Here is a 13,572-nt window from a genome sequence, read left to right as displayed (position 1 = left end):
TGGCAGCAACCCCAATTCAGCGACGGGCGCTGTAGATGCGGAAGCCGTCAGCGTCTGCCAGGGTGCGGCAGGGGCCGAGATGACGCTCGATCAGTGGCGGGTACTTGAGAAAGCTGTTGGCCACCAGGCGCAGCTCGCCACCTGTTACCAGGTGGCGAGCTGCCTGTCTCAGCAGGTTTTCGCTGGCCTGGTAATCGGTGTGCACGCCTTGATGGAACGGCGGGTTGCTGACGATGGCACTGAGTCCCTCGGGCGCCGATTCGATGCCCGTAGCGGCGATCAGGTTGGCTGACAGGCCGTTGCGCGCGAGGGTCAGTCGGCTGCTTTCCAGGGCGAAGGCGTCGACATCCAGCAGGCTCAGCTCGCTGTCTGGATAACGTCGTTTGAGCGCGGCGCCGAGCACGCCAGCGCCGCAGCCGAAGTCCAGCAGGTGGCCGCTCGGCAGGTCATCCAGATGCTCGAGCAATAGCGCGCTACCTCGATCAAGCCGGCCATGGGCGAACACGCCGGGCAATGTAACGATCTCCAGTGCTCCATCGGCCAACTGCAATGGATAGCTCTGCGCCAGAGCGTGCAGGTCGGGTACTGCTGGCGCCTGTTCCACCGCGACGCACCAGAGTTGGCAATGTCTCGCGCTGTCGAGCTTGCGCGGCTTGCCATAGGCGGCCAGCTGTTTCGCCGCGCGTTCGATACCGCCCCGTTTTTCACCGACCAGGTACAGCGGTTTGCCTGCCAGGTGCGAGGCCAAGGCGTGCAGCAGGTAGTCGGTCAGCTCGCGTGACTTGGGCAGGAACAGCACAGCGGCGCGGTAGTCGCCTTCCGGCATGCGTGTATCGAAGTGGCTGCGACCGGCAAAGCGCGCAGCGAGCAGTGCCTGATCGCCCGCATGCCAGTTCCAGCCATGTGCCTGCGGCAGGGCGCCGAGCAGGTCGTCAGCCGGCAGCCCGGCCAGCAGCAGCTCGCCACCGAACAGTTCGGCCTGACGCAGGAGAACTTCGCTTCGCGGGTCCATGGTGCTTCCTGAAATCTGTGATGCGGAAAGTAAGAGGGGGAGCGATCTCGGCTCGCGAAACCTGGGCATCGCTGTTAAAGCGCAGCGCTGGCCCGTCGCTCCCTGAAAAAGCTGCGCAGCTTACCCGACGACTCGCAGCGGCGCACCGGCGAAGAAGCCGGCGGCGCTTTCCACGACCTGGCCGACGATGCGCTGGCGCGCTTCCTGGCTGCCCCAGGCGCTGTGCGGGGTGACGATCAGGCGTGGAATGTCGGCAGCCAGCAGCGGGTTGCCGTCCTTCGGTGGCTCCTGCAGCAGCACGTCGGTCGCCGCGCCGCCCAGGTGGCCACGGCGCAGGGCATCGGCCAACGCCTGTTCATCGACCAGGCCGCCGCGTGCGGTATTGATCAGGAAGGCGCGCGGCTTCATCAGTGCCAGCTCCTCGGCGCCGATCATGTTGCGCGTCTGCTCGTTGAGCGGGCAGTGCAGGGTCAGCGCATCGACCTGGGGCAGCAGTTCGCGCAGTGGCAGGCGATCGGCTCGCGCCGGGCGGCCGGGCAGTTGGCCAAGCAGCACGCGCATGCCGAAGGCTTCGGCCAGACGAGCAACGGCGCCGCCCAGTTCGCCATGGCCGAGCATGCCCAGGGTCTTGCCTTCGAGTTCGACGATGGGGTGGTCGAGCAGGCAGAACTGGCTGGCCTGCTGCCAGCGACCTGCGGCGATGTCGCGCTGGTAATCGGGCAGACGCGTGGCCAGGGCCAGCAGCAACATCAAGGTGTGTTGTGCCACGGACGGGGTGCCGTAGCCCTGGCAGTTGCAGACGGTCACGCCATGGGCACTGGCGGCTTTCAGGTCGATGTTGTTGGTGCCGGTAGCGGTTACCAGAACCAGTTTCAGGTCAGGGCAGGCGGCGAAGGTGGCGGCGTCCAGCGGCACCTTGTTGCTGATGGCGACCTGGGCACCTTGCAGGCGTTCGGCGACCTGATCCGGACGCGTGTGCGCGTGCAGGGTCAGCTCGGCGAAGGCCTGATGCAGCGGTTGTATGTCAAGGTCGCCAAGGTCGAGGGAGGCATGGTCGAGGAAGACGGCGCGTGGGCTGTTGCTCATCAGCTGTACCTTTTCGCAGGAGGGTCGCAAGAGTAGATTGGCGAGCCTACCAGACCTTTACCCTCGATGCGGAGCCGCCATGTACTGGACTGAATTTCTCACCGTTGCCCTGATTCACCTGCTGGCGGTGGCCAGTCCGGGGCCGGATTTCGCCATCGTCGTGCGCGAGAGTGTTGGCCATGGTCGCCGTGCCGGGTTGTTCACGGCGTTCGGTGTGGGCACCGGGATTCTGGTGCACGTCATCTATTCGTTGCTCGGTATCGGTCTGATCGTGTCGCAGTCCATCGTCCTGTTCAACGCGCTGAAATGGCTGGCGGCTGCCTATCTGCTGTATATCGGCATCAAGGCCCTGCGCGCGCGCCCGGCCGACCCGGCCAGCGCCGAGCTGAATCTGGCAGCAGGCGAGCGCAGCGGGCGTGGCGCCTTCGTCACGGGGTTCATCACCAATGGCCTGAATCCCAAGGCGACGCTGTTCTTTCTTTCACTGTTCACCGTGGTGATCAATCCGCATACCCCGATGGCGGTTCAGGCCGGTTACGGCCTCTATCTGGCTCTGGCGACTGCATTCTGGTTCTGCCTGGTGGCCTGGCTGTTCAGCCAGCCACGCGTGCGCGCCGGTTTCGCCCGCATGGGGCATTGGTTCGACCGGCTGATGGGCGCGGTGCTGGTGGGGATCGGTGTGAAGCTGGCGCTGAGCGAAATGCGCTAGCCGGCAGTTTTCAACGCCTGTTAAACGAAACAGCCCCGCACCTGCGGGGCTCTTTCCTGAGGGGCTGCTTACAGCAGTTCGATGGCGACTGCGGTGGCTTCGCCGCCGCCGATGCACAACGAGGCGACCCCTCGCTTGCCGCCCTTTTTCTGTAGCGCGTTGATCAGGGTGAGGATGATCCGCGAGCCGGTGGAGCCGACCGGATGACCCTGGGCGCAAGCACCGCCGAAGACGTTGACCTTGGCATGGTCCAGGCCGTGCTCGCGCATGGCCAGCATGGTCACCATGGCGAAGGCTTCGTTGATCTCGAACAGGTCGATCTCGTCCTTGTTCCAGCCAGTCTTCTTCAGCAGGTTGCTCATGGCGCCGATGGGCGCCAGGGTGAACTCGCTCGGGTCCTGGCTCTGGGTGGCATGGGCAACCACCTTGGCCAGTGGCTTGAGGCCGCGCTTGGCGGCTTCATCGGCAGTCATCAACAGCAGCGCGCTGGCGCCATCGGAAATCGAGCTGGCGTTGGCGGCGGTGATGGTGCCGTCTTTCTTGAAGGCGGGTCTGAGCGCAGGAATCTTGTCCAGATTGGCCGTCAGCGGCTGCTCATCGTCCTTGACCACCACTTCGCCCTTGCGCGAGGTGACGGTGATCGGAACGATTTCAGCGTCCAGCAAGCCGTCCTTGATTGCCGCCTGCGCGCGGCGCAGCGATTCGATGGCATAGGCGTCCATTTCCTCGCGGGTGATGCCGTGCTGGTCGGCCGTTTCCTGGGCGAAGGAACCCATCAGGCGACCCGTGCGCGCGTCTTCCAGGCCGTCGAGGAACATATGGTCCTTGATTTCGCCATGGCCCATGCGCAGGCCGGTACGCGCTTTCTCCAGGACATAGGGCGCGTTGGACATGCTTTCCATGCCACCGGCGATCATTACCTGGTTGCTGCCGGCCTTCAGCGAGTCGAAGGCCATCATCACGGCCTTCATGCCCGAGCCGCACAGCTTGTTGATGGTGGTGCAACCGGTGGCGGAGGGCAGGCCGGCATTGAGCGAAGCCTGACGGGCCGGGCCTTGCTTGAGGCCAGCGGGCAGGACACAGCCCATGATTACTTCCTGCACGTCGGCTGGCTCGATACCGGCGCGCTTGACTGCCTCACGAATGGCGGCAGCGCCCAGCTCGACGGCTGGCACGCTGGCCAGGCTGCCTTGAAAACCGCCCATGGGAGTACGGGCGCCGCTGACGATGACGATATCGGACATGGTGTTACCTCGAACGAAAGAGTGGCTCGGTGAAGTGTGTTTCTAGACTGACTTGCTGATCGGATTCTAACCTGTGACCAAAAGTGGCTATAGGGTCACGCGGCAAATCATTCTTTGGGCTGATTTCGCTATGCAGGCGCCGCTCTAGAGTCGCTGCATACCTATTCCTCGCGTGCCTCAAGGTGACTTCATGCTGCAGACTCGACTGATCCCTCCCGCCAACAATGCCCACAGCTATCCGTTGCTGATCAAGCGCCTGCTGCTCTCCGGTAGTCGTTACGAGAAGACCCGCGAAATCGTCTATCGCGACAAGCTGCGTTACAGCTATGCGACCTTCAACGAACGTGTCGCGCGCCTGGCCAACGTGCTCAGCGAGGCAGGGGTCAAGGCCGGCGATACCGTGGCGGTCATGGATTGGGACAGCCACCGCTACCTCGAGTGCATGTTCGCCATTCCCATGCTCGGCGCGGTGCTGCACACCATCAACATTCGCCTGTCGCCGGACCAGATCCTCTACACCATGAACCACGCCGATGACCGCTTCGTGCTGGTCAACAGCGAGTTCGTGCCGCTGTACAACGGCATTGCCGAGCAGTTGACCACGGTCGAGAAGACCCTGCTGTTGACTGATGGCGAGGACAAGAACGCCGACTTGCCGAACCTCGTTGGCGAGTACGAGAGCCTGCTGGCCGCAGCCAGCCCACACTACGACTTCGCCGATTTCGACGAGAACTCGGTGGCTACCACCTTCTATACCACTGGCACCACCGGCAACCCCAAGGGCGTGTACTTCACCCATCGGCAACTGGTGCTGCACACCATGTCCATGGCGGCCACCATGGGTGGCCTGGACAGCATCCGCCTGCTGGGCAACGACGATGTCTACATGCCCATCACGCCGATGTTCCACGTGCATGCCTGGGGCGTGCCGTACGTGGCCACCATGCTTGGGGTCAAGCAGGTATATCCCGGCCGCTACGAGCCGGACATGCTTTGCCGTCTGATCAAGGACGAGAAGGTCAACTTCTCGCACTGCGTCCCGACCATCCTGCAGATGGTGCTGAGCGCGCCGGGCGCGCAGGGCCATGATTTCGGTGGCATGAAAATGATCATTGGCGGCAGTGCGCTCAATCGCTCTCTTTACGAGGCAGCCAAGGCGCGCGGTATCCAGCTGACGGCGGCCTATGGCATGTCCGAGACCTGCCCGCTGATCTCCTGTGCCTACCTTAATGAAGAGCTGCGCGCCGGTAGCGAGGACGAGCGCACCACTTACCGGATCAAGGCCGGTATTCCGGTGCCGCTGGTGGAAGCCGCGATCATGGATGCGGACGGCAAACTGTTGCCGAGCGATGGTGAATCCCAGGGCGAGCTGGTGCTGCGTGCGCCCTGGCTGACCCAGGGCTATTTCCGTGAGCCCGAGAAGGGCGAGGAACTCTGGGCCCACGGCTGGCTGCACACCGGCGATGTGGCGACCATCGATGGTATGGGCTTCATCGAAATTCGGGATCGCATCAAGGATGTGATCAAGACCGGGGGCGAATGGATTTCCTCGCTGGAGCTGGAGGACCTGATCAGCCGTCACTCGGCGGTGCGCGAGGTGGCGGTGGTGGGGGTGCCCGATCCGCAGTGGGGCGAACGCCCGTTTGCGCTGCTGGTACTGCGTGAAGAACAAGGCCTGGATGCCAAGGACTTGAAGGAACATCTCAAGCCTTTCGTCGAGCAAGGCCACATCAACAAGTGGGCGATTCCCACGCAGATCGCCCTTGTTACTGAAATTCCCAAGACCAGCGTCGGCAAACTGGACAAGAAGCGCATTCGCGTCGAAATCGCCCAGTGGCAGGAGGCTGGCAGCGCGTTCCTGTCCACGCTGTGAGGTGCGAACTGGCTGGGCGGTGAAAGTGACCGCTCAGTCAAACAAGCGTTTGGCTTGCTAATTGCTGTTTCACGTCCATGCTTGGCTAGGGGCAGGGCCTGAAACCTGCGAGCCAGAGTGCCTGGGGGCTGCAAATCACACTTTCGAGGGATCAAGCAGTACCACCTGCTGGCTATAGTCCAAGCATCCATAACAAAAAACACATGGAGTAGCGTCGATGACAACAAAAACAAAACCCTACTGGCGCCTGGCAAAACTGCCGCTGGCCGTCAGCCTCGCTTCCACCCTTGCCGCTCCGGCATTCGGCGTCACTTTCAATATCGGCGAGATCGAAGGGCAGTTCGACTCGTCGCTGTCGGTCGGCGCCAGCTGGTCGACTGAAAGCGCGGATAAAGATCTGATCGGCGTGAATAACGGCGGTCGTGGTCTGTCGCAGACCTCCGATGATGGTCACCTGAACTTCAAGCGTGGTGAGACCTTCTCGAAAATCTTCAAGGGTATCCATGACCTTGAACTGAAATACGGTGACACCGGCGTATTCGTGCGCGGTAAGTACTGGTATGACTTCGAGTTGAAAGATGAGAGTCGTCAGTTCAAGGACATCAGCGACAGTAATCGCAAGGAGGGTGCACAGGCCTCTGGCGGCCAGATACTCGATGCATTTGTCTATCACAACTATGCCATCGGTAACCAGCCGGGTTCTGTCCGCTTGGGTAAGCAGGTCGTAAGCTGGGGTGAGAGTACGTTTATTGGCAATAGCATAAACTCCATCAACCCTATCGACGTTTCTGCTTTCCGTCGTCCCGGTGCGGAAGTCAAGGAAGGTTTGATTCCGGTTAATATGTTTTACGTCTCGCAAAGTCTGACAGACAATCTTTCTGCTGAGGCTTTTTATCAAATCGAATGGGATCAGACCGTTATCGACAACTGCGGTACATTCTTTTCCCAGGCAGATATCGCCGCTGATGGATGCGACGACAACCTTCGAGTGTTGAACAAACGTTCTACATTGAGTGGTCCTGCTCTTGCGGGACTGGCCTCCTTTGGCGTCGATGTAAACGAAGAAGGCGTTCGTGTCGCCCGTGCAGGTGATCGCGATGCCCGCGATAGCGGTCAATGGGGTGGTGCCTTCCGCTACTTTGCCGAAAACATTGACACGGAATTTGGCCTTTACTTCATCAACTACCATAGTCGTGCGCCGATTTTCAGTGCTACAGGCGCACCTGCATCCCTTTACACGGCTGTGGCAGCCAGTCCACTTGCTCCGCTTATCATTGCCGGTAATTCCTCTTACTTCATGGAGTACCCGGAGGACATCCAACTTTACGGCCTTAGCTTCTCCACCACGCTACCTACGGGGACCGCTTGGAGTGGCGAGTTCAGCTACCGTCCAAATGCGCCAGTGCAATTAAACAGTACAGATATTCTGTTCTCGGGCCTGACGCCTTTGCCCGGTCGTAGCGGGGTGTCTTTGCTGCAAGGGATTCCTGGACAGGATCAGCATGGCTACCGTCGCAAAGAGATAAGTCAGTTCCAGACGACCTTTACTCACTTCTTCGATCAGGTCATGGGTGCGTCTCGCTTGACTCTGGTGGGTGAGATCGGCGTTGTTCATGTTGGAGGCTTGGAGAGCAGTTCAGATGTTCGCTACGGGCGTGATCCCGTTTATGGTCCGGGGCCTCTCGCCGGTGCAACTTGCCAAGGGTTGAACGCCAACACCGTTGCAGGTGCGGGAGCCGGTGCTTCTTCTGCGAACGTTTCTAAGTACTGTGAAGACGATGGTTTTGTCACCAGTACTTCCTGGGGTTACCGTGCCCGGGCCATTTGGAACTACCCGAACGCTATCGCCGGCGTCAACCTGAACCCCAGCGTCGCCTGGTCTCATGACGTAGAGGGTTATGGCCCCAATGGACTGTTCACCGAAGACGCCAAAGCGGTCAGTCTGGGTCTCAACGCCGAGTACCAGAACACCTACACGGCCGACCTGTCGTACACCAGCTTCTTCGGTGGCAAGTACAACACTTCGGTTGACCGTGACTTCGTCGCGCTCAGCTTCGGTATGAACTTCTAAGCGGCCAGGAATTTCGAGGAATCATGATGCAAATGAAAACAACAAAAAAACTGTGGCAAAGCGGTGTCCTGACCCTGTCTCTGCTGGCGAGCAGCGTGATGGCGGCAGTGTCGCCCGACGAGGCGGCGAAGCTGGGTAGTACCCTGACTCCGGTCGGTGCCGAAATGGCAGGCAATGCCGACGGTTCGATCCCGGCCTGGACCGGCGGTTTGCCGGCCAACGCCGGTGCGGTCGATCCGCGAGGCTTTTTGGCCGATCCGTTCGCCAACGAGCAGCCGCTGTTCACCATCACCGCGCAGAACGTCGACCAGTACAAGGACAAGCTGACCCCTGGCCAGCTGGCGATGTTCAAGCGCTACCCGGAAAGCTACAAGATGCCGGTTTTCCCGACTCACCGCTCGGCCAGCCTGCCGGCTTCGGTGCTGGAGGCGACCAAGCAGAACGCGGTGAACACCAAGATGGTGGAAGGTGGCAACGGCCTGGAGAACTTCCAGACCGCCAACCCCTTCCCGATTCCGCAGAATGGTCTGGAAGCGATCTGGAACCACATCACCCGCTACCGCGGTGGCAGCGTGCGTCGTCTGGTGACCCAGGCGACTCCGCAGGCGAACGGTTCCTACTCGCTGGTCTACTTCCAGGACGAGTTCACCTTCCGTGATGCGCTGACCGACTTCGATGCGAGCAAGGAGAGCAACGTACTGTTCTACTTCAAGCAGCGTGTGACGGCTCCGTCGCGTCTGGCCGGTAACGTGCTGCTGGTGCACGAAACCCTCAACCAGGTGAAGGAGCCGCGTCTGGCGTGGCTGTACAACGCCGGTCAGCGTCGCGTACGTCGTGCTCCGCAGGTGTCCTACGACGGTCCGGGTACCGCCGCTGACGGTCTGCGTACGTCTGACAACTTCGACATGTACAACGGTGCGCCGGATCGCTACGACTGGCAGCTGGTCGGCAAGAAGGAGATCTACATCCCCTACAACGCCTACAAGCTGGACTCGCCGAGCCTGAAGTACGCCGACATCATCAAGGCCGGCCACATCAACCAGGACCTGACTCGTTACGAGCTGCACCGCGTATGGCACGTGACCGCGACCCTGAAATCGGGCGAGCGTCACATCTATGCCAAGCGTGACTTCTACATCGACGAGGACACCTGGCAAGCCGCTCTGATCGACCACTACGACGGCCGTGGCACCCTGTGGCGTGTCGCTGAGGCGCATGCCCAGTACTACTACGACAAGCAAGTGCCGTGGTACACCGTGGAAACCCTGTACGACCTGCTGTCCGGTCGCTACCTGGCCCTGGGTATGAAGAACGAGGAGAAACAAGCCTACGACTTCAACTACAAGGCCGCTGGCAGCGATTACACCCCGGCTGCTCTGCGTCAGGCTGGCGTTCGCTGAAACCTGCCTCAGGCAACACGACGAAGCCGGCCTTGTGCCGGCTTTTTCGTTACGGACTGTAGCGGGCGCTTCAAATGGCCATTGCAAGTCGCTAGGCTGGGTTCAGATCGAGCCCGCCGATGCACCCAGAAGACTTCCAAGAATAGGCCGATGACAGATTTCTCCCGCTCGCCAGGTTTTCCCTACACGCCGGCCACACCGGTTGAAGCGCGTTTCTATCGTCCGCCACTACCGGCAGGACATATGCCGCGGCCCAGGCTGTGCGAGCGTCTCGAGGAGGGCCTGCAAGGGCGCCTGCTGCTGGTCAGCGCGCCAGCAGGTTTTGGCAAAAGCTCACTGGCCATCGAATTCTGCGAACGACTGCCCGATCACTGGCACAGCCTCTGGCTCGGGCTGAGCGAGCGCGATCATGATCCGGGGCGATTCCTCGAGCGTCTCCTGAATGGGCTGCAGCAGTTCTACCCTGGCCTCGGCGAGGAAGCGCTCGGGCTGCTGAAGATGCGCCAGCGCCACCAACCCTTCGCATTCGAGCAGTGGCTCGACGGCTTGCTCGATGAGCTGACCCAGCAACTCGATGATGGTCAACCGCTGTTGCTGGTGCTGGACGACTACCATCTCGCGCAGGGGCCGGTGCTGGACCGTTGCCTGCAATTTCTCCTCAACCATTTACCCCCTGGTGTGCTGCTGTTGGTCACCAGCCGTCAGCGGCCTGACTGGCATCTGGCGCGCCTGCGTCTGTCGCGACAGTTGCTGGAGCTCAACGAGCAGGATCTGCGTCTGACGGCTGCCGAACTCGACGCGCTGTTGGCGAGTCAGGGCGCGCGTCTCGAGCAGCAGCAGGTCAGCGGCATACTGCAGCGCAGTGAGGGTTGGATCGCTGGCTTGCGTCTCTGGCTGTTGGCTGTCGAGGAGCTGGCCGACGCTGGCGAGGCACTGCAGTTGCACGGCGGTGAAGGGCTGATCCGTGAATACCTGCTCGAGGAAGTCATCGAGCGGCAGCCCGCCGAGGTGCAGCAGTTCCTGTACGACACCGCCTGCATGGAGCGCTTCTGCGCTGAGCTGTGCGATGCGGTTCGTGACAGCCATGACAGCGCCGCGATCATCCGTCATTTGCAGGCCAATCAGGTGTTTCTGGTGCCGCTCGATGAACAGGGGCACTGGTTTCGCTATCACCACCTGTTCTCCGACCTGCTCAATGCGCGCCCTGCCGACGGCTTGAGTCGTTCGCACGGTAGTGCTCACCTGCGTGCCTGTCGCTGGTTCGCTGCGCAAGGCATGCTGGATGCCGCCATCGAGCAGGCGCTGCTGGCGGGGCAGGCCGACGTGGCCGCCAGCCTGGTGCAGAACCTGTCCGAGGAGCAGATGCTGGCGGAACAGAACATCGCCATGCTGCTGCGCTGGAAAACCAATCTGCCGGACGATCTGCTGGCCAGCACACCACGGCTGATCATGCTCTATGGCTGGGCCCTGGCGTTGGCCTGCCAGCTGGATGCCGCCCAGGAACTGCTTGATCAGCTCGCACGCTTCCTGCCGGCTGCCGAGCCTGCCGCCCAGCGCAGCCTGCTGGCGCAATGGCAGGCACTCGATGGGGTCATCGCCCGTGGCCGGGGCGATGGTGCGCGCGCCGAACTGCAATGCAGCGAAGCCCTGGCCGGTTTACCGGCGGAGCGTTATGGCCCGCATTTCATGTGCCTGTCGGCGCTGTCCAATCTGGCCATGGTGCGGGGTGACCTGTGGCGTGCGCGCGGGCTGAACCGCGACGCCCTGGAGCTGGCACAGCGTATCGACAATGCCCTGCTCGAGGCGCTTGCCCACTACGAGCGCGCCCGCGTGCTGCAGGCCCGTGGAGAGGTGCTGCGCGCACAGGATGAGGTGCAGCAGGGATTGCTGCTGGTGCAGCGTCTGCCTGCACAGCGCAGTTACTCGGTGCGGGCGCGGTTGACGATTTATGAGGGCTATCTGCTCAGCCTGCGTCTGCAGCCTCAGGCCGTTGAGCGCATACGGGTGGGGATTGCCGAAGCCAGGGCCTGTCGTGACGTCGGTGCGTTGATCGGCTATTGCGTGCTGGCCAGCCTGGAAGGGCGTGATGGACGGCCTGCCGAGGCGTTTGCCCTGCTGGGTGAGGCCGAGCGCTTGATGCATGTCTGGGATGTGCCGGCGATCTACTACCTGGCGATGATCACGCTGATCAAGTGCGAGCTGTGGCTGCGGCAAGGGCAGGTCGAGTTGGCTGCCGCCTGGTTGCCTCAGTTGGCGGAAACCTATGGTGAGCAGGGGCGAGCACTGGCACCGGAGTTTCACCCGCAGCTGGCGTTGCATATCGACCTGCAGCTGGCGGCTCTGGAGCGTCTGCAGGGCGAGCTGGGGCATGCGGAGCGCCGTCTGCGTGCATTGCAGCAGCGTGCACAGGGGCTGGGTGGTCACTTGGTCGCTCTGGGGGCGCAGGCGCAGCTTGCCCAGTTGCTGAAGCAGACCGGGCGAGAGCGGGAGGCGCAGCAGCAGCTCGACAGTTGCCTGGATCTGGCGCAGGGCGGGGCGCTGCTACCTTTCATCGAGTTGCTGCAGCATCAGCCGCAGTGGCTGCGCGAGCGCCTGCAACTGCGCTCGATCTGTCCGCTGCGCGATGCGCTGCTCGCCCAGTTGCCGGGCAGCCGGGATGCGCACGAGGAGGTCGCGGAGGCGGGCGGCCTCGCGGAAAAACTCAGTGGCCGCGAGTTGGCCGTGCTGCAGTTGATCGCGCGCGGCTGTTCCAATCAGGAGATCAGCGAGCGTCTGTTCATCTCCCTGCACACGGTCAAGACCCACGCCCGTCACATCAACAGCAAGCTTGGCGTCGAGCGGCGCACTCAAGCTGTGGCGCGGGCCAAGGGCCTCGGTCTGCTGCGCTGATGCAGGCATTGCAGCAGCCGATCAAGACGGTGCCTGGCTCAACCTAGGTTGGGCAGTGTTGGGCGCCTACTCATGCTCTGATCACGGATACCTATTGCAAGAATCAAGGTATCGCGCATGTCTGCCAATAGACTGTCTCTGCAACCACCGTTGGCTGCCGGCTTCTCACGTCTGGGCTTCGGTTCTTTGCCGTTGGAGCGTTTGAAATCGCGTTATGGCAACGCGACTCAGGGGGCTCGCTATGTCGAGATCGACGGCTTCAATGTCCATTACCGTGACGAAGGGAGTCGTGACAAACCGGTGTTGCTACTGATCCACGGCGTCGTCGCTTCGCTGCACACCTGGGACGGGTGGGTGCAGGCCTTCGCCCCGCATTACCGCATCATCCGCTTCGACGTTCCGGGGTTCGGCCTCACCGGTCCGGCGCGCGACGGCGTCTATTCGGTCGAGCGCATGATGCATGTGCTCGGTCAACTGCTCGATTACCTGCAGGTGGGCAAGGCGGATATCGCCGGCAACTCCCTTGGCGGCTATATCGCCTGGAACTTCGCCCTGGCGCAGCCGCAGCGCGTCGGCAAGCTGGTGCTGATCGACCCGGCCGGCTATCCCATGCACAAGGTGCCGTGGATGATCGCTGCGGCGGCGCTGCCCGGCGCTACTGTCGCCCTGCCGATGTGGATGCCGCGCGCCCTGATCGCTCAAGGCATCAAGGAGGTCTACGGTGAGCCAGGGCGAATCAAACCAGGTGTGGTCGAGCGCTACTACGACCTGTCGCGGCGCCCCGGTAATCGTCGTGCCATGATGGATATCTTCCGCGTGCTGCTGAAGGTCAACCAGGAAGAGCTGCACACGACGCCAGAGCGGATCGCGCTGATCAAGGCGCCAACCCTGCTGATGTGGGGCGATCGCGATCGCTGGATCTCACCCAAACATGTGCTGCATTGGCAGCGCGATCTACCGGGTGTTCAGGTCAGGGTCTATCCGGGTGTCGGGCATATCCCCATGGAAGAGATTCCCGAGCAGAGTGCGGCCGATGCAATGAGATTTCTGCTGGGTTGAGTGGGCCCTGGAAAGGCCCAGAGAAAACCCGGGCCACGAAACAAGCCCGGACAGATTCCGTAATGCTGTTCACTTAAGAAACGGTCGAGCTCGATCTGTAGTGGTCAACCCATCCCGGACAGTGGGTTAAGTTTTTCTTCGGCCACCGCAGGCGGTAGCCCATCGTTGAATTGATGTGGCCTGATCCAGTTGTAGCGGTGCATCAGGTAATGACTGATGTCCCGCTGAG

Annotated in this window: 9 protein-coding genes and 1 pseudogene; 6 read left to right on the top strand and 4 right to left on the bottom strand. The window is 61.8% G+C overall.

Annotated features, from left to right (window positions below; all coding sequences use genetic code 11):
- Window positions 1-16 precede the first annotated feature (16 nt).
- Both ACN0X6_RS16270 and ACN0X6_RS16265 read right to left on the bottom strand, forming a co-directional pair.
- The gene (locus ACN0X6_RS16270; RefSeq protein ID WP_417705470.1) at window positions 17-1,012 is read right to left on the bottom strand and encodes a methyltransferase; all 996 of its coding nucleotides are present in this window, start codon (window positions 1,010-1,012) and stop codon (window positions 17-19) included.
- A gap of 120 nt (window positions 1,013-1,132) precedes the next feature.
- Window positions 1,133-2,098: a 2-hydroxyacid dehydrogenase gene (locus ACN0X6_RS16265; protein ID WP_417705468.1), complete on the bottom strand. Its 966-nt coding sequence runs from the start codon at window positions 2,096-2,098 to the stop codon at window positions 1,133-1,135.
- 79 nt (window positions 2,099-2,177) lie between these two features.
- On the opposite strand from ACN0X6_RS16265, the gene ACN0X6_RS16260 reads away from it, so the two are divergent.
- A complete protein-coding gene (locus ACN0X6_RS16260; protein ID WP_417705467.1) occupies window positions 2,178-2,807 on the top strand; it encodes a LysE family translocator in 630 nt (209 codons plus the stop codon).
- Window positions 2,808-2,875: 68 nt separating this feature from the next.
- On the opposite strand, the gene ACN0X6_RS16255 is transcribed toward ACN0X6_RS16260, so the two are convergent.
- Window positions 2,876-4,051 carry a thiolase family protein gene (locus ACN0X6_RS16255; protein ID WP_417705465.1) on the bottom strand — a complete coding sequence of 392 codons (1,176 nt, stop codon included), beginning with the start codon at window positions 4,049-4,051 and terminating at the stop codon, window positions 2,876-2,878.
- A 190-nt stretch (window positions 4,052-4,241) separates the two neighbouring features.
- Between ACN0X6_RS16255 and ACN0X6_RS16250 the strand changes: the two genes are divergently transcribed.
- From ACN0X6_RS16250 to ACN0X6_RS16230, 5 genes are all read left to right on the top strand, one after another.
- Window positions 4,242-5,924, top strand: coding sequence for a fatty acid--CoA ligase (locus ACN0X6_RS16250; protein WP_417705463.1), 1,683 nt, complete (start codon window positions 4,242-4,244; stop codon window positions 5,922-5,924).
- Window positions 5,925-6,141: 217 nt separating this feature from the next.
- Window positions 6,142-7,995 (top strand): DUF1302 domain-containing protein, encoded by a 1,854-nt coding sequence (locus tag ACN0X6_RS16245; RefSeq protein WP_417705461.1) that lies wholly within the window; start codon window positions 6,142-6,144, stop codon window positions 7,993-7,995.
- Between the two features lie 32 nt (window positions 7,996-8,027).
- The gene (locus tag ACN0X6_RS16240; protein ID WP_417705459.1) at window positions 8,028-9,395 is read left to right on the top strand and encodes a DUF1329 domain-containing protein; all 1,368 of its coding nucleotides are present in this window, start codon (window positions 8,028-8,030) and stop codon (window positions 9,393-9,395) included.
- A gap of 150 nt (window positions 9,396-9,545) precedes the next feature.
- Window positions 9,546-12,284 (top strand): LuxR C-terminal-related transcriptional regulator, encoded by a 2,739-nt coding sequence (locus tag ACN0X6_RS16235; protein ID WP_417705457.1) that lies wholly within the window; start codon window positions 9,546-9,548, stop codon window positions 12,282-12,284.
- A 117-nt stretch (window positions 12,285-12,401) separates the two neighbouring features.
- The gene (locus tag ACN0X6_RS16230; RefSeq protein ID WP_417705455.1) at window positions 12,402-13,343 is read left to right on the top strand and encodes an alpha/beta fold hydrolase; all 942 of its coding nucleotides are present in this window, start codon (window positions 12,402-12,404) and stop codon (window positions 13,341-13,343) included.
- A gap of 104 nt (window positions 13,344-13,447) precedes the next feature.
- Here the strand turns inward: ACN0X6_RS16230 and ACN0X6_RS16225 are convergent.
- Window positions 13,448-13,572: pseudogene (locus ACN0X6_RS16225) on the bottom strand (IS3 family transposase); the annotation flags it as partial.

The organism is Pseudomonas sp. (assembly GCF_048269965.1).
Taxonomy (GTDB): Bacteria; Pseudomonadota; Gammaproteobacteria; order Pseudomonadales; family Pseudomonadaceae; genus Aquipseudomonas.
Note: the sequence above shows the minus strand (reverse complement) of the source record. Positions and strands in the feature narration are given on the sequence as shown.